20 protein-coding genes and 1 tRNA gene are annotated in these 21,529 nt (G+C 74.4%); 14 read left to right on the top strand and 7 right to left on the bottom strand.

The window, feature by feature from the left end; genetic code table 11:
- Window positions 1-47 precede the first annotated feature (47 nt).
- From PV364_RS22390 to PV364_RS22375, 4 genes are all read left to right on the top strand, one after another.
- Window positions 48-135: transfer RNA gene (locus PV364_RS22390), tRNA-Leu, on the top strand.
- Window positions 136-288: 153 nt separating this feature from the next.
- On the top strand, window positions 289-693 hold the full coding sequence (locus PV364_RS22385; RefSeq protein ID WP_319661952.1) for a hypothetical protein: 405 nt from the start codon (window positions 289-291) through the stop codon (window positions 691-693).
- A gap of 106 nt (window positions 694-799) precedes the next feature.
- A complete protein-coding gene (locus PV364_RS22380; protein WP_319661951.1) occupies window positions 800-1,153 on the top strand; it encodes a hypothetical protein in 354 nt (117 codons plus the stop codon).
- 22 nt (window positions 1,154-1,175) lie between these two features.
- Window positions 1,176-2,600 carry a DUF2252 domain-containing protein gene (locus PV364_RS22375; protein WP_319662054.1) on the top strand — a complete coding sequence of 475 codons (1,425 nt, stop codon included), beginning with the start codon at window positions 1,176-1,178 and terminating at the stop codon, window positions 2,598-2,600.
- Here the strand turns inward: PV364_RS22375 and PV364_RS22370 are convergent.
- Window positions 2,581-3,897 carry a chloride channel protein gene (locus tag PV364_RS22370; RefSeq protein WP_415924590.1) on the bottom strand — a complete coding sequence of 439 codons (1,317 nt, stop codon included), beginning with the start codon at window positions 3,895-3,897 and terminating at the stop codon, window positions 2,581-2,583. The two genes, PV364_RS22375 and PV364_RS22370, sit on opposite strands and share 20 nt — an antisense overlap.
- A gap of 199 nt (window positions 3,898-4,096) precedes the next feature.
- On the opposite strand from PV364_RS22370, the gene fahA reads away from it, so the two are divergent.
- The 3 genes from fahA to PV364_RS22355 all read left to right on the top strand — a co-directional run bounded on the left by fahA (window position 4,097) and on the right by PV364_RS22355 (window position 8,350).
- A complete protein-coding gene (gene fahA, locus PV364_RS22365) occupies window positions 4,097-5,347 on the top strand; it encodes a fumarylacetoacetase (protein ID WP_319661949.1) in 1,251 nt (416 codons plus the stop codon).
- A gap of 110 nt (window positions 5,348-5,457) precedes the next feature.
- Complete coding sequence (locus tag PV364_RS22360) at window positions 5,458-6,882, top strand: MFS transporter (protein ID WP_319661948.1); 1,425 nt, start codon at window positions 5,458-5,460, stop codon at window positions 6,880-6,882.
- On the top strand, window positions 6,872-8,350 hold the full coding sequence (locus tag PV364_RS22355; RefSeq protein WP_319661947.1) for a pyridoxal phosphate-dependent decarboxylase family protein: 1,479 nt from the start codon (window positions 6,872-6,874) through the stop codon (window positions 8,348-8,350). Before PV364_RS22360 ends, PV364_RS22355 begins: the two co-directional genes overlap by 11 nt.
- Before the next feature lie 439 nt (window positions 8,351-8,789).
- Here the strand turns inward: PV364_RS22355 and PV364_RS22350 are convergent, their stop codons facing one another.
- The 3 genes from PV364_RS22350 to PV364_RS22340 all read right to left on the bottom strand — a co-directional run bounded on the left by PV364_RS22350 (window position 8,790) and on the right by PV364_RS22340 (window position 12,749).
- Window positions 8,790-10,556: an acyclic terpene utilization AtuA family protein gene (locus tag PV364_RS22350; protein ID WP_319661946.1), complete on the bottom strand. Its 1,767-nt coding sequence runs from the start codon at window positions 10,554-10,556 to the stop codon at window positions 8,790-8,792.
- Window positions 10,557-10,629: 73 nt separating this feature from the next.
- A complete protein-coding gene (locus PV364_RS22345) occupies window positions 10,630-11,991 on the bottom strand; it encodes an NAD(P)/FAD-dependent oxidoreductase (RefSeq protein WP_319661945.1) in 1,362 nt (453 codons plus the stop codon).
- 200 nt (window positions 11,992-12,191) lie between these two features.
- A complete protein-coding gene (locus PV364_RS22340; RefSeq protein WP_319661944.1) occupies window positions 12,192-12,749 on the bottom strand; it encodes an NUDIX hydrolase in 558 nt (185 codons plus the stop codon).
- A gap of 189 nt (window positions 12,750-12,938) precedes the next feature.
- On the opposite strand from PV364_RS22340, the gene PV364_RS22335 reads away from it, so the two are divergent.
- The 3 genes from PV364_RS22335 (at window position 12,939) to PV364_RS22325 (ending at window position 14,161) form a co-directional block, all read left to right on the top strand.
- Window positions 12,939-13,283, top strand: a complete 345-nt coding sequence (locus PV364_RS22335) for a YidH family protein (protein ID WP_319662053.1) — start codon at window positions 12,939-12,941, stop codon at window positions 13,281-13,283.
- The gene (locus PV364_RS22330; protein ID WP_319661943.1) at window positions 13,283-13,606 is read left to right on the top strand and encodes a DUF202 domain-containing protein; all 324 of its coding nucleotides are present in this window, start codon (window positions 13,283-13,285) and stop codon (window positions 13,604-13,606) included. Before PV364_RS22335 ends, PV364_RS22330 begins: the two co-directional genes overlap by 1 nt.
- Before the next feature lie 81 nt (window positions 13,607-13,687).
- Window positions 13,688-14,161 carry a MarR family transcriptional regulator gene (locus tag PV364_RS22325; protein WP_319661942.1) on the top strand — a complete coding sequence of 158 codons (474 nt, stop codon included), beginning with the start codon at window positions 13,688-13,690 and terminating at the stop codon, window positions 14,159-14,161.
- Here PV364_RS22325 and PV364_RS22320 read toward each other — a convergent pair.
- Window positions 14,107-15,051 carry a hypothetical protein gene (locus PV364_RS22320; RefSeq protein WP_319661941.1) on the bottom strand — a complete coding sequence of 315 codons (945 nt, stop codon included), beginning with the start codon at window positions 15,049-15,051 and terminating at the stop codon, window positions 14,107-14,109. The two genes, PV364_RS22325 and PV364_RS22320, sit on opposite strands and share 55 nt — an antisense overlap.
- A gap of 180 nt (window positions 15,052-15,231) precedes the next feature.
- Here PV364_RS22320 and PV364_RS22315 point away from each other — a divergent pair, with 180 nt between their 5' ends.
- A complete protein-coding gene (locus PV364_RS22315) occupies window positions 15,232-15,783 on the top strand; it encodes an AAA family ATPase (protein WP_319661940.1) in 552 nt (183 codons plus the stop codon).
- Window positions 15,784-15,812: 29 nt separating this feature from the next.
- On the opposite strand, the gene PV364_RS22310 is transcribed toward PV364_RS22315, so the two are convergent.
- Window positions 15,813-16,520: a FadR/GntR family transcriptional regulator gene (locus tag PV364_RS22310; protein ID WP_319661939.1), complete on the bottom strand. Its 708-nt coding sequence runs from the start codon at window positions 16,518-16,520 to the stop codon at window positions 15,813-15,815.
- A gap of 112 nt (window positions 16,521-16,632) precedes the next feature.
- On the opposite strand from PV364_RS22310, the gene PV364_RS22305 reads away from it, so the two are divergent.
- From PV364_RS22305 to PV364_RS22295, 3 genes are all read left to right on the top strand, one after another.
- Window positions 16,633-17,154, top strand: coding sequence for a gluconokinase (locus PV364_RS22305; protein WP_319661938.1), 522 nt, complete (start codon window positions 16,633-16,635; stop codon window positions 17,152-17,154).
- Window positions 17,155-17,216: 62 nt separating this feature from the next.
- Window positions 17,217-18,620: a gluconate:H+ symporter gene (locus tag PV364_RS22300; protein WP_319661936.1), complete on the top strand. Its 1,404-nt coding sequence runs from the start codon at window positions 17,217-17,219 to the stop codon at window positions 18,618-18,620.
- 87 nt (window positions 18,621-18,707) lie between these two features.
- Window positions 18,708-19,631: an MBL fold metallo-hydrolase gene (locus tag PV364_RS22295; RefSeq protein WP_319661935.1), complete on the top strand. Its 924-nt coding sequence runs from the start codon at window positions 18,708-18,710 to the stop codon at window positions 19,629-19,631.
- Window positions 19,632-19,640: 9 nt separating this feature from the next.
- On the opposite strand, the gene PV364_RS22290 is transcribed toward PV364_RS22295, so the two are convergent.
- Entirely contained in the window at window positions 19,641-20,939 is a 1,299-nt protein-coding gene (locus tag PV364_RS22290) for a glucarate dehydratase family protein (RefSeq protein WP_319661934.1), read from the bottom strand.
- Window positions 20,940-21,529 lie beyond the last annotated feature (590 nt).

Here is a 21,529-nt window from a genome sequence, read left to right as displayed (position 1 = left end):
ATTGTTTTCCACGTCGCCGGGCCCAAGCGCCGGGCGGCGGACACCTTGTCCGGGTGGCGGAATGGCAGACGCGCTAGCTTGAGGTGCTAGTGCCCTTTATCGGGCGTGGGGGTTCAAGTCCCCCCTCGGACACCACGTGAAGCCCATGGGCGGTACGGCCGGATTCCGGCGGTGCCGCCCATCGGCGTTCCCGGGCCCGGAATCCCCCGGCCCCGCGGACCGGGCACGCTCCGCGTGCCGTCCGCTGCGGACCGTGGCACGCTGGTTCCGAAGAGTAAGGAGCCCACCATGGCCACTTCGCGAACGGACGGCTCCGCGGCTTCCGGATGGATCGTCCTCGCCGCCGTCCTGATGATCTTCGGTGGCATCTCCGCGATCCTCCAGGGCGTCGCCGCGATCGCCAAGGACACCGTCTTCGTCGTGACCGGCAACTACACCTTCCGGTTCGACCTGAGCGCCTGGGGATGGATCCACCTCGTCCTCGGCGTGCTGGTCGTCCTCGTCGGACTGCTGCTCCTGCGGGGCGCGCTGTGGGCGCGCACGGTGGGCGCGGTGATCGTCGGCCTGTCGATGCTGGCGAACTTCATGTGGCTGCCGTACATCCCGTTCTGGGCCCTGGCGATGATCCTCCTCGACGGCGTCGTCATCTGGGCCCTGTGCACCGCCCCGGGGCGGAGGCACGCGGCGGTGTAGGGCCGCGCCGATTCAGCCGACTGGTCGCGCTGCGGGTGACAGGGTCCGGCGCACGCGGCAGCGTTGCCCTCAGTACCGGTCCCCCGTACAGACGAGGACGCTCACCATGGCCGCTCTCCGCCGGCCCGGCCTTCACGCCGGCGCCCTGCTTCTGCTCCTCGGCACCGCGGCGTGCTCCGGTATGACCCACCAGGCCGTGGGCACCCTGGTCTACACGACCACGGACGGCAAGCCGCAGCAGATCGACAGCCCCTCGGTCGACGGGTGCCACCCGCTGACGGCTCCCGGGGCGAAGAACATCGACAACAACACCGTCAACGACGTGGTCCTGTACACCCAGGAGGACTGCCACAACGCCGCGGGGACCAGTCAGTTCTACCTGCCTTCGCAGACCAGCGACCCGGGCGTGCCCGGCCAGGCCCCCTGGAAGAGCTTCACTGTGGTCGGCGGAAGCCACTAGGGACGCTGCCGCCGTGGCCGCCATGACCGACGAGCAGGACGAGCCGGGCGCGCCCGACGTGCGGGAGCACCTCCCGCCGCGGGAACGGTCCGCGCTGGGCAGGGCGGCCCGGCGGACCACGCCCCGGTCGGACCACGCGCACTGGGCGCCCCCGCCGGACCGGGCCGACCCGGTCGACGTGATCGAGGAGCAGTCCGCGCGCCGGGTGCCCGAGCTGGTGCCGATCCGGTACGGCCGGATGGCCGAGTCTCCGTTCCGCTTCTACCGGGGCGCGGCGGCGGTCATGGCGGCCGACCTCGCGGGCACGCCGGTGACGGGGCTGCGCGCGCAGCTGTGCGGGGACGCGCACATGCTGAACTTCCGGCTGCTGGCCTCGCCCGAGCGGCGGCTGATGTTCGACATCAACGACTTCGACGAGACGCTGCCCGGCCCCTGGGAGTGGGACGTCAAGCGCCTGGCCGCCAGTCTCGTCATCGCGGGCCGGGCGGCCGGTTTCTCCGCCAAGGAGCGTGCGGCCACCGTCCTGGCCGCCGTCGGGGGGTACCGCGAGTACATGCGCCGCTTCGCCCGGATGGGCAATCTCGACGTCTGGTACGCCCACTTCGAGGCGGAACGGCTGCAGGAGCAGTTCGCCCCGCTGCTCGGCGCGCGGGACCGGGCACGCTGGGAGCGTTCGCAGGAACGGGCCCGCTCGCACGACACGCTGCAGGCGTTCGTCAAGCTCACCCGCATCGTCGACGGCGAGCGGCGCATCGTGCCCGATCCGCCGCTGCTGACGCCGCTGCGCGATCTGCCGGACGCACTGAACTCCGGGGTGGCGCGGGAACTGGGGCGGCTGATGGAGCGCTACGGCCACACCCTGCCGTCCGACCGCCGCGCCCTGCTGGAGCAGTACCGGGTCGTCGACATCGCCCGCAAGGTCGTCGGGGTGGGCAGTGTGGGGACGCGCTGCTGGATCGTCCTGTTGCTCGGCAAGGACGACGAGGACCCGCTGTTCCTCCAGGCCAAGGAGGCCGACGAGTCGGTGCTGGCCCGGCATGCCGGCGCCTGCCTGCAGCGGACGCAGGGCGAGCGGGTGGTGGCCGGGCAGCGGTTGATGCAGGCCACGAGCGACATCTTTTTGGGCTGGGAACGCGTCCACGGCATCGACGGCCGGCGGCGGGACTTCTACGTGCGCCAGTTGCGCGACTGGAAGGGCATCGTGGTGGCCGAGACGATGTCGCCGCGGGTGATGGGCATCTTCGGCCGGGTGTGCGGGGCCACGCTGGCCCGCGCGCACGCGCGGTCGGGGGACCGCATCGCGATCGCCGCCTACCTGGGCCGCGGTGACGTCTTCGACCGGGCGCTGGCGGAGTTCGCCGAGCTGTACGCCGACCAGAACGAGCGCGACCACCGGGCGCTCCTGGAGGCCGTGCGGACCGGCCGGGTCACCGCGCGGGAGGCCTGACGTCCGGGGCGGCCGCGGGCTCCCCGTCCCCGGCGCGGCCGAACAGGGGGATGTCCGGGCCCTGGGGCAGCAGTTCGGTGGTGACAAAGGCGACCACGGCCGCCAGTACGACCACCGGCACCGTCCCGGCGTTGCCCAGCAGCAGGACGACGAGCACGACCGTGCTGACCGGCAGCCGCATCGCCGCGGCGCACGAGGCGGCCATCCCCGCGGCCATGGCGGGCACGAGGCCGAAGCCCGGCAGCGGGGCCACGAGCACGCCGCAGGCCCCGCCGAGGAACAGGGCCGGGAAGATCGGGCCGCCGCGCAGGCTGCCCAGGGACAGGGCGTACGCGAGGGACTTCAGGACCAGGACGGCGACGAGGGCGGTGACCGGCCACGCGTGGGGGTCGGAGGCGAGCTGGGGCAGTGTGCTCTGCCCGGACAGCGCCGCCTCGGCCGGTGAACGCCCGGTCAGCAGGGCGTAGGCGGCCACGCAGACGCCCGCGGCGACCGCGCAGGCGACGGTGTTGCGCAGCGGGCTGCGGGAGACCAGGACGGCCGCGTGCCGGCCGCCGACGACGATCCAGTGCACGACGATGCCCACGACCAGGCCCATGAGGACGGCCCACACGACGTCGCCGACGTCGAGCGCGGACGGCCGCGGCAGGCCGATGTCCAGGCCGCCGGTCTTGAGGCCGGTCCAGCGCCCGAACCCGGTGAAGACGATGTCGCCGACTCCGCTGGACAGCAGGGCGGGCAGCATGACGGCGAACAACTGCGGACCGCCGACGCCCGCGACCTCCATCAGCAGCACCGCCGCCACCAGCGGATTGCCGAAGATCGTCGCGATCGCCGCCGCGGAACCGGCGGCGCCCAGCATCACGTTGCTGCTGGGGGTGGGGGACGCGCGGACCAGGTTGCGGAAGACGAGCGCGATGCCACCGCCGAAGGCGATCAGCGGCGCTTCGGGGCCGAGGACGGCGCCGAGCGGCAGGCTCGCCACGGCCGCCACGACGACGCCGGGCACCGCCGCCGCGGTGGCACCGCCCGAGTGCAGTCCCGACGCCGGGATGTGGCCGCCGCCGCCCGGGAAGCGCGTGACGACCAGGCCGACGACCAGGCCGGCGACGGCCAGCAGCGGGATCGGCCACCACCAGGGCGGCTGGGCGTGGCCGAGATGCCGCGGCCAGTCCTCCCAGACGAGCCTCTGCAGTTCGTGGAGGCCGACGAGGAACCAGAAGGCGAGGAAGGAGACGGGGATGCCCAGCACGGCGGAGGACAACAGCACCTTGCGGTAGTGCGGCTGACGCAGCAGGTTCCGCAACTGGTCGGCTTCCTGCGGCTGGTTCGCGGTCCCGGAGATCGCCTTCCCCTCTCGTCGCGGCGCACCATTCGCGACATGTGCGGTTCTCGCGACATTACCGACGCGAGCCGTCCGGCGTCCTCAGCCACGCTGGACGCTAGGGTGAGCCGACCGCGCGAGGAGGCGCGGCGCTGACGCGTATGGAGGTGCCATGGCCGCCCCCACCTGGGTCGCCGTGCCGGACGACTCCCCCTTCGGCGTGCACAACCTGCCGTACGGGGTGTTCACCACCGCCGACCGGCCGCACGAGCGGCGGATCGGCGTGGCCGTCGGGGAGTACGTGCTCGACGCGGGGGCGGTCGCGGCGACGGACGGGGACCTCGCGGCAGCCACGGCCGCCCTGCTGTCGGCGCCGTCGCTCAACCCGCTGCTGGCGGCGGGGCGGCCGGCGTGGACGGCGGTCCGCGCGCTGCTCACCGGCTGGCTCACCGACCCGGCGCACCGCCCGGCGGTCGAGCCGCACCTGCTGCCGCGGGCGGCGGTCACGCTGCACCTGCCGATCGAGGTGGCGGACTACGTCGACTTCTACGCCTCCGAGCACCACGCCACCAACGTCGGCCGCATCTTCCGTCCCGACGGCGCGGCGCTGCCGCCCAACTGGAAGCACCTGCCGATCGGTTACCACGGCCGCAGCGGCACGGTGGTGGTCTCCGGCACGCCCGTGGTGCGGCCGAGCGGCCAGCGCCGGGCGCCGGGCGAGGCCGTCCCGGACTTCGGGCCGACGCGGCGGCTGGACGTCGAGGCGGAGATCGGTTTCGTCGTCGGCGGCCCGACCGCGCAGGGCACGCCCGTGCCGCTCGCCGGCGCGGAGGACCACGTCTTCGGCGTCTGCCTGGTCAACGACTGGTCGGCCCGCGACATCCAGGCCTGGGAGTACGTGCCGCTGGGCCCGTTCCTCGGCAAGTCCTTCGCGACCTCCGTCTCGCCCTGGGTCGTCCCCCTCGACGCGCTCGCCGCGGCCCGCGTCGCCCCGCCGGCCCGCGACGCGGCGCTGCTGCCGTACCTCGACGACCAGGACGGCTCGGCCCCGCCGCGCGGCCTGGACATCGCGCTGGAGATGTGGCTGCGCGGTGAGGTGGTCTCGCGGCCGCCGTTCGCCACGATGTACTGGACGTACGGGCAGATGCTCGCCCACATGACCGTCAACGGCGCCTCGTTGCGGGCCGGGGACCTCTTCGCCTCCGGCACCGTCAGCGGCCCCGAGCGGGCACAGCGCGGCGCGCTCATCGAGCTGACGTGGAACGGCGAGGAGCCGCTGGTACTCGCCGACGGGACGGAGCGGACGTACCTGGAGGACGGGGACGAGGTCGTGATCACGGCGACCGCGCCCGGCCCGGACGGCACCCGGATCGGCTTCGGCGAGGTCGCGGGCCGGGTGGTGGCCGCACCCCCGCAGGGGTGAGCCGCGGCAAGCGCGGGGGAATCGGACCGTGCCCGGATCTGTCGGTGCGCGGCCCGTTGTGATCTCCTGGCCCTGTCGCTCCGCCGTCCGCCCCGGCCCGCAGGGAACCCATGCCCGGAACGCTGCCCACCGCCCCTCCAGACGACCACGGCCGCCCGCCCGCCGCGCCGCTGCCGCGCGCGGTGCGGATCGGGTACGGCCTGGGGTCGCTGGGCACGGGCGCGTTCGGCACGGTGCCGGGGCTGATCCTGCTCTACTACCTGACGAACGTGCTGGCCGTCCCGGCGGCCGTGGCGGGCGCGGCGGTGTTCCTGCCCAAGGCGTGGGACGTGCTGATCAATCCGCTGGTGGGGGCGGCCGCCGACCGCAGCCGGCTGCAAGGGGGTTCGCGGCGGCCGTTCCTGCTGGCCGGGGCGGTGACCCTGCCGCCGCTGTTCGCGCTGGTCTTCGCGGCGCCGCCGCTGCGGGGCGCGGCCGCGGCCGGCTACGTGGCCGCCTTCTTCCTGCTGGCCGCGACCGCCTACGCGGTCTTCCAGGTCCCGTACGTGACGATGCCCGCCGAGATGACCGAGGACACCGGCGAACGGGCCCGCGTACTGGGCTGGCGGGTCGGGTTCCTCGGCGTGGCGATCCTGCTGTCCGGGGCGCTGGCCCCCGCGATCGCGCACGAGCGGGGCGACACCCCGGGGAGCTACCGGCTGATGGGCGTCGTCGTGGCGTTGATCCTGCTGACCGGCACGCTCGGGGCATGGCACTTCACCCGGCGGGCCCCGTCGGTCGCCCGCAGCGCGGCGGAGCCCTCCCTGCGGGCGCAGTTGGCGGCCGCCCGGGAGAACCCGGCCTTCCTCTTCCTGGTGGGCATGTGGGGGCTGCAGGCGCTCGCCGTCGGGATCATGCTGGCCGGGGTGCAGTACTTCGCCACGTACACCCTCGGCGCGGCGGGGGCGGTCACCCCGCTGTTCGCCTGCATGATCGGCCCGTTGGTGCTGGTGATGCCGCTGTGGAACCGGCTGGCCCGGGCGCGCGGCCCCAAGTACGCGCAGTGGTGCGCCTCGTCGCTGTTCGTCGTCGCGGCCGCGCTGCTCGCGCTGACCCCGTTCGCCGGTCCGGCGCTGGCCTACCCGGCGGTGGCGGCCGTGGGGATCGCCTACGCCGGGCTGCAGTTGCTGCCGCTGACGATGCTCGCCGACACCCTGGCCGCCGACGCCGTGCGGACCGGGCGGCGCCGGGCGGCGACCTTCACCGGGCTGTGGACCGCCGCCGAGACCCTCGCGCTCGCGCTGGGCGCCGGGGTCTTCGCCCTGGTCCTGGCGGTGACCGGGTTCCGTTCGTCGGACGCCGCGCACCGCGTCGACCAGCCCGGCGCCGCCCTGACCGGCATCGCGTCCGGCATGAGCCTGCTGCCCGCCGTGCTCGCCGCGGCGAGCCTGTGGCTGCTGCACCGCTACCGGGAGGACGCCCCGGTCCCGGCGGCGGCCGCGCCCGGCCCCGAGGCCACCGACTCTTCCGAGGACACGAACGACCATGCCCACTGAGCCCGTTCCCACCCCCGCGTTCCCCCTCGGCCGGCCGGCCGAGGAGGTGCTGTCCGAGCTGCGGGCGCTGCGCGCGCAGGACGCCCCGACCCGCGGCGGGCGTACGTTCGCCTACGTCTACGACTCCGGGCTCGCCGGGGTGGACGAGCTGGCCGCCGCCGCGTACACGGAGTTCGCCGCCGTCAACGGCCTGGACATGACGGTCTTCCCCAGCGTGGCCCGCCTGGAGAACGAGGTGGTGGCGGCGGCCGTGGCGCTGCTGGGCGCGCCCGGCGCGCAGGGCACCTTCACCAGCGGGGGCACCGAGTCGATCCTGCTGGCCGTGAAGACCGCCCGCGACCACGCCCGCGCCGTGCGCGGGGTGATGGAGCCGCAGCTCCTGCTGCCCTCGACCGCGCACGCGGCGTTCCACAAGGCCGCCTGCTACCTGGGTCTGGAGACGGTGACCGTTCCCGTGGACCAAGAGAGCCTGCGGGCGGACGCAGCGGCCATGGCGGCGGCGATCACCGGCCGCACCGCGCTCGTCGTCGCCTCCGCTCCGTCGTACGCGCACGGGGTGATCGACCCGGTGACGGAGATCGCCGCCGCGGCGGCCGCACGCGGGGTGCTCTGCCATGTGGACGCCTGCATCGGCGGCTGGCTGCTGCCCCATCTGCGGCGGGCGGGGCGGGACGTGCCGCCGTTCGACCTGTCGGTGCCCGGGGTGACCTCGCTGTCGGTGGACCTCCACAAGTACGGCTACGCCGACAAGGGCGCCTCGGTCGTGCTGTACCGGGACGCGGAGCTGCGCCGCCACCAGTACTTCGCGCACGCGGGCTGGCCGGGCTACCCGGTGGTCAACCCGACGGTGCAGGGCACCAAGTCGGCCGGGCTGCTGGCCCAGGCGTGGGCGGTGCAGCGGTACATCGGCGAGGACGGCTACCGCGAGCTCGCCGAGCGGACCGCCGGGGCGGCCGACCGGCTGCTGCCGGGGCTGCGCGCCGTGGAGGGCGTACGGGTGCTGGGCGACCCGGGGGCAGGGCTGGTGGCGTTCACCCTGCTCGGGACGGACGGCGCGCCCGATCTCGGCCTGCTGCTGCACCTGGCCGACGAGATGCGCGAACGCGGCTGGTACCTCCAGCCGCAGCTGTCCTTCGACGGGCTCCCGCCGAATCTGCACCTCACCCTGACTCCCGCGTCGGCCGGGCTGGTCGACGCCCTGCTCGCCGACCTGGACGCGGCCCTGAAGGCCGCGCGGACCCTGGCGCCGGTCACCGTGGACCCCGGGCTCGCGCAGTTCGCGGCCGGGCTCGACCCGGACACCCTGGGCCCCGAGGAGGTGGCGGGGGTGCTCGCCTTCGCGGGCCTCGGCGGCGGATCGGAACTGCCGCGCCGGATGGCCCCCGTGCTGGCGCTCCTGGACGCCCTGCCGGGCCGCCTCAAGGAGCGCCTGCTGACGGAGTTCGTCGGCTCGGTCTTCCGGGTCTGAGGCCTCGCCGGGCGCGGGCGGCTGCGAGGTCCGCGGGTCGCGGCGGTCGGGGCGAATCCGCGACCGGACGGCCCACGCGGAGTGCACCCCCGACCCCGCGCCGGGCAGGCCGTCCGCCAACATGGCGCCGCCGAACCGGTCCTCGGCGAGCGCCCATACCGTCGCCCACTCGCCGGACCCCCCACCCGGTCGTCCCGCGGACGCGGGCAGCGTCAGCCTTCGCGTCCCTGGCACGCGCTCCGCGCCGGGGACGCCCGGCCGCCCGCGCACCCGACGAGCCCCCCGCGGACCAGCGTTCGCGCCAACGGCACTCGCGGCTCGCCCTCCAGGGGGACGACGCGACCGGTCAGCAGGTCGCGCACGGGCGCGGCGGACACGTCCCGGCGCCCGCCGCACGCGGGGGTCCGAAGACGCACGTCGAGATGGCTCACGGGGATGGTCACGCCTCACCGCGCGGCGCCGGGAGCAGCGCGGCGGGAATGTCGGCCTCCAGGCCGCGCAGTTGCTCCCCGAGGCCCTTGGCCTGCGGGTCCGGACGGGTGGACGCGGCCACGCCTTCGCCGAGCAGGCCGTGCACGACGAAGTTGAGGGCGCGCAGATTGGCCAGTTCGTGGCGGCTCACACGGAGCTCGGCGGCCTCCGGCACGAGCGCGCGCAGCCGTTCGACGTCCAGCCAGTCCCGCAGCCAGGCGTACGCGGCGTCGCTGCGCGCCCACAGGCCCACGTTGGCGTCGCCGCCCTTGTCACCGGACCGGGCGCCGACGACCAGGCCCAGCGGGGCGCGCACGGTGGGCCCGCCCGGCGCGGGCACGGCGGACGCGGCACCCGGCGCGGGGGCGGGCACGGGCGCCGCGGCGACCACCGGTGCACGCGGCACGGGCACCCGGGTGCCGTCGTGGAGCACGACCTCGTGCCGGACCACCTCGGCCGGGACCAGGGCGGGCCAGTGCACGCCGTACTCGGTGGCCTTCGGCGAGAAGTGCTCCATGTGCAGTCCGGGTGCCGTCGACAGGCCCGTGCCGACCACGGCGGAGAACAGGGCGCGGCCGGCCTTGTCCTTGTCGGCGTCCTTCACGGTGAGGGTGAGCCGGGCACCGGACGCGGTGGGCTCCAGGTGGACGTCGTACGTCCCGAAGCGCCCGGGCCCGCCGGTGGCGTCCAGCAGGGACGCCTCCGCGAACCGGGCCTTGGCCTCGATGTCGGGACCGGTCAGCACGAAGGTCGCCGTGTTGCGGTAGCCGCCGTGGTGGTTGAGGCACACCTTGAGGGTGTCGGGGGCGGGCTCGCCGCGGGCGCCGCTGACCTGGACCCGGTCGGGGCCGAGTTGTTCCAGGGTGACGGTGTCGAAGCGGGTGACGACGTCCGGGTTGAGGTAGGCGGGCCGGTCGATCTCGTACAGCAGCTGGGCGGTGACGGTCTCGACGGTGACGGCGCCGGCGGTGCCGTCGTGCTTGGTGATGACGGCGGACCCGTCGGGGCGCATCTCGGCAATGGGGAAGCCGGGGTGCACAGGGCGCTCGATCTCGGTGAAGAAGGAGTAGTTGCCGCCGGTCGCCTGGGCGCCGCACTCGATGATGTGCCCCGCGGTGACGGCCCCGGCCAGGCGGTCCCAGTCGTCCGGCGCCCAGTCGAAGGCCCACGCCGCGGGGCCGACCACCAGGGAGGCGTCCGTGACGCGCCCGCAGATCACCACGTCGGCACCGGCGCGCAGCGCCCGCGTGATCCCCCACGCGCCGAGGTAGGCGTTGGCGGTGACGGGCCGCACGCCCGCGTCGGCGAGGGTGCGGCCGGTGGCGAGGTGCGCGAAGTGGTGGCCCTGGGCCTGGAGTTCGGGCAGCCGCTCGACGAGGTCGTCGCCCTCGACGTACGCCACCGAGGGGCTCAGCCCGGCGAGGGCCGCCAGTTCGCCGAGTTTGGCGGCGAGCCCGGCGGGGTTGAGGCCGCCGGCGTTGACGACGACCTTGATGCCGCGCTCCAGGCACGTGCCGAGCACGTCGCCCATCTGGGCGAGGAACGAGACCGCGTACCCCGCGCCGGGGTCCCGTTGCCGGGCCTTCCACAGCAGCAGCATGGTGAGTTCGGCGAGGTAGTCGCCGGTCAGCACGTCGATGGGGCCGCCCTCGACCATCTCGCGGGCGGCCGAGAGCCGGTCCCCGTAGAAGCCGGAGCAGTTGGCGATCCGCAGGGTGTCTCGTCGCTGGGTCATGTCCCTCGCCGTCGGCGGTGTCGGTCTTCAGATGTGGTGGTGCGGCGGTGCCGAGGTGCGGCACTGTCCGGGGTCAGGCCGCGGTCGCGCGCAGCGACGCCACGTGGCGGCGGATCTCCTCCGGCGAGAGGTAGATGTCGGTGACCTCGAAGTCCTTGAGGGCGGCCGGCCTGCGCGCCTGGAACCCGGTGCGCACGAAGTCGTCGCCGGCGACGGCGTTGAGGAACCAGCCCGCCGCCGCCCGGAAGCGGGCGGGGAAGGTGCGCAGCGCGCCGAGGTGGTAGCCGCGGGCCACGATCTGCGCGGGCAGCCCGCTGAGCGGGATGCCGAGCGGCTTGGACACCGCCTCGACGCCCCCGAGGTCCACGACCAGACCCAGGTCCTTGTGCCGGTACTCCTCCAGCCGGCGGCCGCGCAGGGCGGCGACCACGTTCTCGGCGACGGCCTTGCCCTGCCGCATGGCGTGCTGGGCGGTGGGCGGGCACACGGCGCCGCCGCCGGTCGCGAGGTCCGGCACCGCCGCGGAGTCGCCGAGCGCGAACACCCCGTCGGCGCCGGGGATGCGCATCTCGGCGTCGGTGACGAGACGGCCCTTGACGGTCTCGGTGCCGAGCGTGGTCACCAGCGGGCTGGAGACGACCCCGGCGGTCCAGATCAGGGTCCGGCAGGGCAGCTTGCGGCCGTCGGTGAAGGTCACGGTGTCGGGGGTGACCTCGGCGACGGACACGCCGAGCGACACGTCGACGCCGCGCTCCCGCATGATCTGCAGCGCCTTCAGGCCGAGCTTCTCGCCGAGCTCGGGCATCAGACGGGGCGCGATGTCGATCAGGTGCCACTTGATGAGCGCCGGGTCCAGGCGCGGGTAGCGCTTGGCGGCGGCCGTGGTCAGCCGCTGCAGGACGGCGGCGGTCTCGGTGCCCGCGTAGCCGCCGCCCACGACCACGAACTGCAGCCGGGACTCGCGCTCGGCCCGGTCGGTGGTGGCGGAGGCCAGGTCCAGCTGCGCGATGACGTGGTCGCGGATGTACGCCGCCTCGGCGAGGGTCTTCATGCCGCGGCCGTACTCGGTGAGTCCGGGGATGTCGAAGGTGCGGGTGACGCTGCCGGGCGCCAGGACGAGGTAGTCGTACTCCTCCACCTGCTCCTCGTCGGTGATCTTCCTGACGACCACCGCCTTGGCCGCCGGGTCCACGCCGATCGCCCGACCGGGTATCACCGCGGTGCGGTGCAGCATGCGGCGCAGCGGGACCGCGACGGCCTGCGGGGTGAGCACACCTGCGGCGACGTGCGGCAGCAGGGGCAGATAGAGCTGGTGGCTCCAGGGCGTCACCAGGCTGATGTCGGCCTCGTCCGGCGCCAGCCGGCGCTCCAGGCGGTGCGCGCACTCCATGCCCGCGAAGCCACCGCCGACGACCAGGATCCTGGGTCGGTTCATCACTCGCCTCCCGTGGGACCGTTCGGGCCCGATTCCCTACCCGCGGCGTGTGCGGATACGCCTCCGGCCACGCTCGCACAGGCCCCGTCGCGACGCGAACGGAACACCTGGGCGCGCGAGCGGCACGCTACCGGCGGTGCCCCGCCGGGCAGAAGGGCCGGGACCCGGGCCGGGCGGCGGCACACGGCGGGCGGCGGCGGTCAGCGCGCGGTGCGGCGCCGGGCGAGCAGCCGGTGGTAGGCCTCCAGTCCGTCGGGGACCCACGCGCGGCGCGGGAGCGCGTCCTCCAGCTCCCGCTCGGTGAGGAAGGCGTGCCAGGCCACCTCCTCCACCTGCGGCGCGACCGGCAGGTCGCAGCGCACCTCGTACACCCGGGACCACCAGGTGTGGCCGGCGGCCGCACCGGTCCCCTCGTACAGGAAGCCGAACAGCGGGGTGGGCTGCGGCAGCCCGCTGACGCCGAGTTCCTCCTCGGCCTCGCGCAGGGCGGCGTCGTCGTACGTCTCGCCCGCGCCGACCACACCGCCGACGAACATGTCGTACAGGGAGGGGAAGACCAGCTTCCCGGCGGTCCTGCGGTGCACGAAGATCCGGCCGCCGGCGTCCCTGGCCAGGATGAACACGCACCGGTGCCGCAGTCCGCGGGCGGTCGCCTCGCCGCGGCGGGCCTGCCCGACGACCCGGTCCTGCTCGTCCACGATGTCCAGCAGCTCGTCCGCCGAGCGCGCCGCCCCGTCCGTGTCGTCCGTGTCGTCCATGCCGCGCCTCCGCCGTCCGGTCGCCGGTGATCTCCGTACGGTGCCACGACCGCGGACGTCACGCACCCCTCCCCTGGGCGGCAGCCCGTGGACGCCGGGGGTTGTCCCGGCGTGGGTAGGGTGAACCGTGTGATCGACGCTGTCCGGAACACCGCACGGGCGGTCGGCCTGTGGTTCGCCCCGGAACGGATGCGGACGGAGGGCACGACCCCCGACTACCGCTTCTCGCTGGCGAACGAGCGGACGTTCCTGGCCTGGCTGCGCACGGCGCTGGCGCTGGTGGGCGGCGGCTTCGCCGTGGACCAGTTCCTGCGGGACCTGCAGCGTCCGGTCCGGGTGACGCTGGCGGTCGTTCTGGTCGTGGGCGGGGCGATGTGCGCGGTCCGGGCGGTCAACCACTGGGTGCGCTGCGAGCGGGCGATGCGGCGCGGGGAGGACCTGCCGGTCTCGCGGTTCCCGGCGCTGCTGGCGGTGGTGGTGGCCGCGATGGCGGTGACGCTGCTGCTCACCGCCGTGCTGGGGCGGGCCGGCTGATGGACGCCGGCCGGACCCCGTCGCGTGATCCCGGGCTGCAGCCGGAACGGACCCGGCTGGCGTGGCGGCGCACGACCCTCGCCTTCGCGGTGGCGGCGCTGCTGGCCGGGCGCGAGTCGTTGCTGCACGGGGTGTCGGCGGGCGCGATCTGCGAGGTGGCGGTGTGCGCGCTGGTGTGGCTGGCGTTCACGGCGGTCGCGCAGCGCAGGATCGCCGTGCTGGACGACGCCCGGCCGCCGGTGCTGAGCGTGCCGTGGGCGGCCTGGGCCGGGCTGTGCGTCCTGGTGCTGGTCCTCCTCGGGTCGGCGCTGCTGTTCCTGTGAGCCCGGGCCGCCGCGCCCGCGGGAACTTGGGCACGTCAAGCAAATGGTTCACAATGTCAAGTACCTGAGTACACTCGCAGCATGAGCGCCCGGAACGCCCCGACCGCCCCGGCTTCGCCGGCCGTCGCCCCGCCCTCCAAGATCCAGCTGCTGGAGCTGCTCGCGGCCATCGGTACCGCCCAGTGGCAGGACTTCGCGGCCGCGGCGGCGCGGCACGGGCTGACGTCCATGCAGGCCAAGGTGCTCGCCCAGTTGCACGGCCCGGTCCCGATGCGCGGTCTCGCGGAGCGGCTGGTGTGCGACGCGTCCAACATCACCGGCATCGTCGACCGTCTGGAGGCCCACGGCTTTGTGCGCCGCGAGGTGAGCCCGGCCGACCGCCGGGTGAAGAACGTGGTCGCCACCGATCTGGGCCGCGAGACGATGCGCCGCGTGCGCGACGAGATGCAGGCCACCCACGGCGCCCTCGACGTGCTCGACGCCGGGGAGCGGGAGGCGCTCTACGGCCTGCTGGAGCGGCTGCGCCCGGTCATGGAGGACCGCGCCCGCGGCTGACGCCGCAACGGCGCGACGAGCGCCCGGACGTTCCGGTCGGCGAAGCCGGGCTCGGCGCCGATGACACGGATCAGGTGCTCGCGCACGGCGCGGCCGCGGCCCGCCCGGACCAGGGCGAGCGACTCGGCCAGGGCCGCCGGCAGCCCCGGGCGGTGCCAGGGCTCGCCGGCCCAGTCGTCGAACCACCGGCGGGGCGGGAACGAGGGTTGCAGTTTGTCCTGGTGGTTGCCCAGGTAGGCCCACACCCGGGCGTCCAGTGACACGCTCACGACGTGCCCGGCCGGCAGGGCGCGGGCCCAGTCTCCCTCGGTGTGCTGCCGCCAGCGCCAGGTGTTCGGGCTGGTCCGCTCCCGGATCGTCACCCCGACGAAGCGCAGTTTGCGGCGGATCACCGGCCAGGGCTCGCGGCTCTCTGCCGCCCAGCCGGCCAGCGCGCCGTGCAGCACGTCGTACGTCGTGCCCCCGTCCACCACGTCGACCAGCGCGACCGGCCGGGTGCGGCGGGCCAGGTCGTACGGGGCGAGCCCGGCGGCCGCCAGGTGCTCCCGCAGCCGGCGGGTGTGCGCCGCGTCAAGCCCCGCGCCGGCCGCCCGCAGCGACAGCGGCAGACGCAGCAGCCGCCCGTCCCACGAGGAACCCTCGAAGGCACCGCTGAGCAGGTCGTACATGCTGTCCAGGGAACGCCCCACGAAGCACGGATCGGCCCCGCCGGAGCGGGCGAGCACCTTGCCCGCGCAGGTCGTCAGCTCGGGCAGGAACCAGAGCCGGGGCGGCTCGCCCCCTTCGGCGAGCGCGCCGAGGCGGTCGGGGCGACGCCCGCCGCCGGCCCGCGACAGCGTCCAGCGGTAGGGCTGCGGCGGGGCGGGGCGCGCGCCGGGCGGGGAGGTCATGGCCACCAGTCGACCATTCCGGGGCCCGGCCGGTCATCCGGTTTCCAGTCGTCCGTCACCAGGGATTCCGCTGCCGGCGCGTTCGACCCTAGATTCGCCCCTGACACGTCAATTCCCCTGAGGGGAGGGCCTTGTGACGACCCGTTACCGGTTCCGCGACAGACGGCGGCGGTGCGAGGCATGTTCCTGATCACCGGGATCCCGGCTTCGGGCAAGTCCACCGTGGCGCAGGCACTGGCCGAGCGGCTGCCGAGGTCGGCGCACATCCGCGGGAACGTCTTCCGCCGGATGATCGTGGGCGGCCGCGCCGAGCCCGCCCCCGGCCACCCCGGCCACCCCGGCGACGAACACGACGACGGCCCGGACGAGGAGGCGCTGCGGCAGATGCGGCTGCGGTACGCGCTGGCCGCGGCGAGCGCCGACGCGTACGCCGCCGCCGGCTTCACGCCCGTGCTGCAGGACGTGATCCTCGGCGACGAACTGCCGCGCACCATCGCGCTGCTGCGCACCAGGCCGCTGCACGTCGTCGTCCTCGTCCCGCCGCCCCGGGCGGTCGCCGCGCGGGAGGCAGCCCGCGCCAAGCGGGCCTACGACGCCGTCGTCACACCCGCCCGGCTCGACCGCGCGCTGCGCTCGGGCACCCCCCGGATCGGACTGTGGCTGGACACCGGCGAGCAGACCCCGCAGGAGACCGTCGACACGATCCTGCGCCACGCCGGGCCCACGGGCTGAGCCGACTCGGTCCCGGCGGCCGGGCGGTGTCAGGGCGCCAGGATGTCCAGTTCGCGCATGGCGCCCACGCAGATCTCCCGCATGAGCCGCTCGGCGGTCTCGCCGTCCCGGGAGCGGACGGCCTCGGCGACCCGGACGTGGAGGGTGACCGCCTCCGGGTCGGGGGCGCTGAACATCAGGTGGTGCTCGGTGCGGCCGGTCAGGACCTCGGCGACCACGTCGCCGAGCCGGGCGAACATCTCGTTGCCCGACGCCTGGAGCATCACGCGGTGGAACGCGACGTCGTGGACCAGGTAGGCGTCCAGGTCCGCCGCCCGTCCGGCCGCAGCCATCTCGGCCGCGAGCACGGTCAGTTCGCGGCACTGGGCCGGCGTGGCCGCCGCCGCCGCGAGGGCGGCGGCGACCGGCTCGACGGCGGTGCGCAGCATCGTCAGCGAGCGCAACTGGCGGGGCCGGTCGGCGCCGGCCAGGCGCCAGCGGATGACGGCGGGGTCGAAGACGTTCCACTCCTCGGTGCGGCGCACCGTGATGCCGACCCGGCGCCGGGACTCGACCAGGTGCATGGCCTCCAGCACGCGGACGGCCTCGCGGACGACGGTGCGGGAGACGCCGAAGTCGCGCGCGATCTCGTCGATGCGCAGCACCGTGCCGGGCGGGTGGACGCCGGAGGCGATGGCGGGGCCGAGTTCCGCCAGGACCCGGGCGTGCAGGCCGCCGTTCTCTCCCTGCCGATCCATGGCGACAGCCTATGCGGGATTGATTCGTATGACGATTTGATTTCGACCCCTTGAATAAGTAGTACCTATGCCGTTTCCTGAGGGCCGTCACCCGGACGAGGAGGTACCAGCGATGACGGACAACGGCCCGGACGGCCCGCGGCTGCCCCTGGTGGTGGTCATGGGGGTCTCCGGATCGGGCAAGTCCACCGTCGGCGGACTGCTCGCCGGGCGGCTCGGCGTCCCGTACGCCGAGGCCGACGACTTCCACCCGCCCGCCAACATCGCCAAGATGTCGGCCGGGCACCCGCTGAACGACGAGGACCGCGCCCCCTGGCTGGACGCGATCGCGGCCTGGATCACCGAACGCGGCGAGCGCGGCGGCGTGGTCAGCTGCTCCGCACTGCGCCGCCGCTACCGCGACCGGCTCCGCAGGGACACGCCCGGCCTGTTCTTCCTCCACCTCGACGGCCCCGAGGAGCTGATCGCCGGCCGTCTCGCGGCGCGGATGCAGCACTTCATGCCGGCCGGGCTGCTGCACTCGCAGTTCGAGGCGCTGGAACCGCTCGACCCGGACGAGGCCGGAGCGGTCGTCACGATCGACGGCGGGCCGCAGCAGATCACCGAGCGCGCCTTGGCGGCTCTCCCCCACTGAGCCCCCCGGAGCGCGCCCCGCACCCTCCGACACCCTCCCCCCACTGACAACGGAGTACCCACGTGTCTGCACTCAGCGCCGAGTTGCTGGCCGCGACGCCGGCGGCGACGGAGCCGATCACCAGCGCCGGCGACACCCGGCTCGCCGTCGCCGCGCTCGTCGGCATAGCGGTGATCGTCCTGCTGATCACCCGCTGGAAGATGCACGCCTTCCTCGCCCTGACCATCGGCACCGGTGTGCTCGGCGCCGTCGCCGGAGCGCCGCTGGCCAAGACGATCACCAGCTTCACCACCGGGCTCGGCACCACCGTCGCGGGCGTCGGCGTGCTCATCGCGCTCGGCGCGATCCTCGGCAAGCTGCTCGCCGACTCCGGCGGCGCGGACCAGATCGTCGACACGATCCTGGCGAGGACCAGCGAGCGCCGGCTGCCCTGGGCGATGGCCCTGATCGCCGGACTGATCGGCCTGCCACTGTTCTTCGAGGTCGGCATCGTGCTGCTGATCCCGGTCGTACTGCTGGTGGCCCGCCGCGGCAACCACTCCCTGATGCGGATCGGCATCCCGGCGCTGGCCGGCCTGTCGGTCATGCACGGTCTCGTCCCGCCGCACCCCGGCCCGCTCGCCGCGATCGACGCCATCCACGCCGACCTCGGCACCACCCTCGCGCTCGGCGTCCTCGTCGCCCTGCCGACCGTCGCGATAGCCGGACCGCTCTTCGGCCGTTTCGTGGACCGCTGGGTGCAGGTCACCCCGCCCGAGCACCTCACCCCCACCCGCGCCTCGGACGAGCTGGAGAAGCGGCCCGGCTTCGCCCCCACCGTGGCCACCATGCTGCTGCCGGTCGTGCTCATGCTCGGCAAGGCACTGGTGGACGTCCTGGTCGACGACCAGGGCAGCCTGGTCTTCCGCATCTTCGACGTCATCGGCTCGCCGCTGATCGCCCTGCTGGCGGCCGTCGTGCTCGGCATGTTCACCCTCGGCCGGGCGGCCGGCTTCACCAAGGAGCGGATCTCCACCACCGTCGAGAAGTCCCTCGGCCCGATCGCGGGCATCCTGCTGATCGTCGGCGCGGGCGGCGGCTTCAAGCAGACCCTCGTCGACGCCGGCATCGGCGACATGATCCTCGCCTGGTCCGACGGCTGGCACATCTCGCCGCTGCTGCTGGCCTGGCTGATCGCCGTCCTGATCCGGGTGGCCACCGGCTCCGCGACCGTGGCGACGATCTCCGCCGCGGGCCTGGTCGCGCCGCTCGCCGAGGGCATGACCTCCACCCACGCCGCGCTGCTGGTACTGGCCGTGGGCGCCGGGTCGCTGTTCTTCTCGCACGTCAACGACGCCGGGTTCTGGCTGGTCAAGGAGTACTTCGGGATGAGCGTCCCGAAGACCCTCAAGTCCTGGTCGGCGATGGAGACCCTCATCTCGGTGGTCGCGATCGTCTTCGTCCTGCTGCTCTCGCTGATCCTGTAGCCGGTCCGTCGAGGGCGGACCCCACCCCGCCTGGCCTGCGCCCTTCCCTGTTAGGTTCTTCGGGGTCCACCAGGGAAGGGCGCAGCCATGCCGTCACCGTCGTACACCGAAGCTCCGTACACCTCCCGGCTCGCGCCGGGCGTCCACGCCTACGTCCAGCCGGACGGCGGCTGGTGCCTCAACAACGCCGGGTTCGTCAGCGACGGCCGCACGACCCTGCTGGTGGACACCGCCGCCACCGAGCGGCGCGCCCTGCTGCTGCGCGACGCGCTGACCGCCGCCGGGGTGCCGCAGCCCTCGTACGTGGTCAACACGCACCACCACGGCGACCACACCAACGGCAACAGCGTCTTCGCCTCCGGCGCCCGGATCGTCGGCCACACGGCGTGCGTCAAGGAGCAGCTGGCCGCGGGGCACCAGCTGCACGCCATCTGGCCGGACGTGGACTACGGCGAGGTGCCCGTCGTCCCCGCCACGGTCACCTACGAGGAGCAGCTGACCCTGCACGTCGGCGACGAGGAGGTGCGGCTGCTGCACCCCGGGGTCGCCCACACGCTCGGCGACACCGTGGTGTGGCTGCCCGGGTCACGGGTGGTCTTCACCGGCGACCTGGTGTTCAACGGCGGCGCGCCCTTCGTCCTGATGGGCTCCGTGGCGGGCTCGCTGGACGCGCTGGAGATGCTGCGCTCGCTGGACGCCGAGGTGGTCGTGCCGGGCCACGGGCAGGTCTGCGACCCGTCGGCGTACGACACGACGGAGCGCTACCTGCGCTTCGTGACCGAGCTCGCGGCGGACGGCCACAAGGCCGGGCGGGAACCGCTGGAGGTCGCCAGGACCGCCGACGCCGGGGAGTTCGCGGCACTGCGCGAGCCGGAGCGGCTGGTCGCCAATCTGCACCGCGCGTACGCGGAGCTGGACGGGCTGCCGCCCGGCTCGCCGCTGGACCTGGCGCGGATCATCACCGACATGGCGGTGCTGAACGGCGGCCGGGTCCCGGAGTGCCTGGCCTGAGGCCCGCCTTCACCAGCGCGGCACCGCGGGGGTGACCCAGCCGGGCTCGGCGCGGCGCATGGCCTTGGCGTCGTCACGGTCGCGCAGGCCGCCGTCGTCGTCGAGCCAGCGGCGGTGCAGGGTCTCCAGGGCCGTCCGGTCCAGCTCCACGCCGAGGCCGGGGGCGTCGGACACGGCCAGCCGGCCGCCGCGGAACTCGTGGCGGCGGGTGATGACGTCCTCGGTCTGCCACGGGTAGTGCGAGTCGCAGGCGTGGTGCAGGTTCGGCACCGTGGCGGCGACGTGGGTCATCGCGGCGAGGCTGATGCCGAGGTGGGTGTTGGAGTGCATGGACACCCCCACCCCGAAGGTGCGGCAGAGCGCGGCAAGTTCACGGGTGTTGCGCAGCCCGCCCCAGTAGTGGTGGTCGGAGAGCACGACCTGGACGGCCTCCTGGGCGAACGCCTCGGGGATCTCCTCGAACGTGGTGACGCACATGTTGGTGGCCAGCGGCAGGTCGGTGCGCGCCGCGACCTCGGCCATGCGGGCGGTGGAGGAGGTGGGGTCCTCCAGGTACTCCAGGACGTCGCCGAGCTCGTCCGCGACGCGCAGCGAGGTCTCCACGGACCAGGCGCCGTTGGGGTCCAGGCGCAGCGGCATGCCGGGGAAGGCCGCGGCCAGCGCCCGCACCGCGGCGATCTCCTCCTCGGGCGGGAAGACGCCGCCCTTGAGCTTGAACGAGGCGAAGCCGTACTCGCGGACGAAGCGCCGGGCCTGCGCCACGACACCCTCCGGGTCGAGCGCCGCGCCCCAGTCGTCCTTGAGGCCCTGCCCGTCCGGGTGCTCCGCCCAGCGGTAGAAGAGGTAGGCGCTGTAGTCGACGGTGTCGCGCACCTTGCCGCCGAGCAGCGCGTGCACCGGGAGCCCGAGCGCCTTGCCGAGCGCGTCGAGGCACGCCACCTCGAAGCCGGAGACGACCGACAGCAGCACCTTGTCGGCGGTCTGGACGCCGCGCAGCCCGCCGGCGTCCACGGCGTCCGAGGTCTCCTGGGGCGGTGCGCACACCAGGTTGGCGAGCGGCACCAGGTTGTTCAGGTCGCTGACCTCGCAACCGGGCAGCGCGTCGGCGAGCTGCCGGGCCGGCTCCAGGTAGCGGGCGTCGCCGTAGGTCTCGCCGACGCCGGTGATCCCGGTCTCGGTGGTCACCTCGATGATCAACCGGGGCGTGAACGGCTGGTGAACACCTTGGGTGTTGAGGAGCGGCGGGTCGGAGATCAGGACGGGGGTGAGTCGTACGTCCGTGATCGTCAGGTCCCTGCGGTGTGTCATCAACGCCCACCCTCGTTGTTCACATACATGATTGAGATGCGTCTATCAGAATCGGACCCTAGGTCCCCTCCCCAAACTCGTCAAGAACGCACAGGTCCGGACACGGATCGCACCCCGGCGACGCCGACCGGGCGGCAGCCACGCCGGCACGGGCGGCGACGACACCGCCCACCGCGGCGGGGGGCGGTGCCCATGCCGCCGGCCCGGCCGCGGCGTCCCAGAGGGCGAAGCGCACGGCGCCGGGTGCGGACCCCGCCGTTGGCCCGAGCCCCGCACACCGGCGGCATGCCGGACGGGGGCCTCCGGGAAGCGGCTCGCGACGCGCGGGCCACCGGGCACGTCGGCGACCGCGTCCAGACCTGGGCCGGCGCCGGGGCGAGGTCGGGGCCGGGTCCCCCTCGGCGAGCCGCGCGCCCCGCGGGGCGACTCCCCCGCGCCGATGCGGCGCGGCACGCGGTGCGGGTCGGCCGCGTGGGCGTCGGCGAACGCGCGGGGAAAGGCGTCCCGGTCGACGGCGCAGCCGAAAGCGTCATCGCGGCCGGGCCGCAGAGGCAGTCGGGCGCGGTGGGCGGGATCATGGCCGCACGTCC

The organism is Streptomyces sp. MI02-7b (genome assembly GCF_033793585.1).
Lineage (GTDB): Bacteria > Actinomycetota > Actinomycetes > Streptomycetales > Streptomycetaceae > Actinacidiphila.
This window is presented reverse-complemented; position numbering and strand designations above follow the sequence as displayed.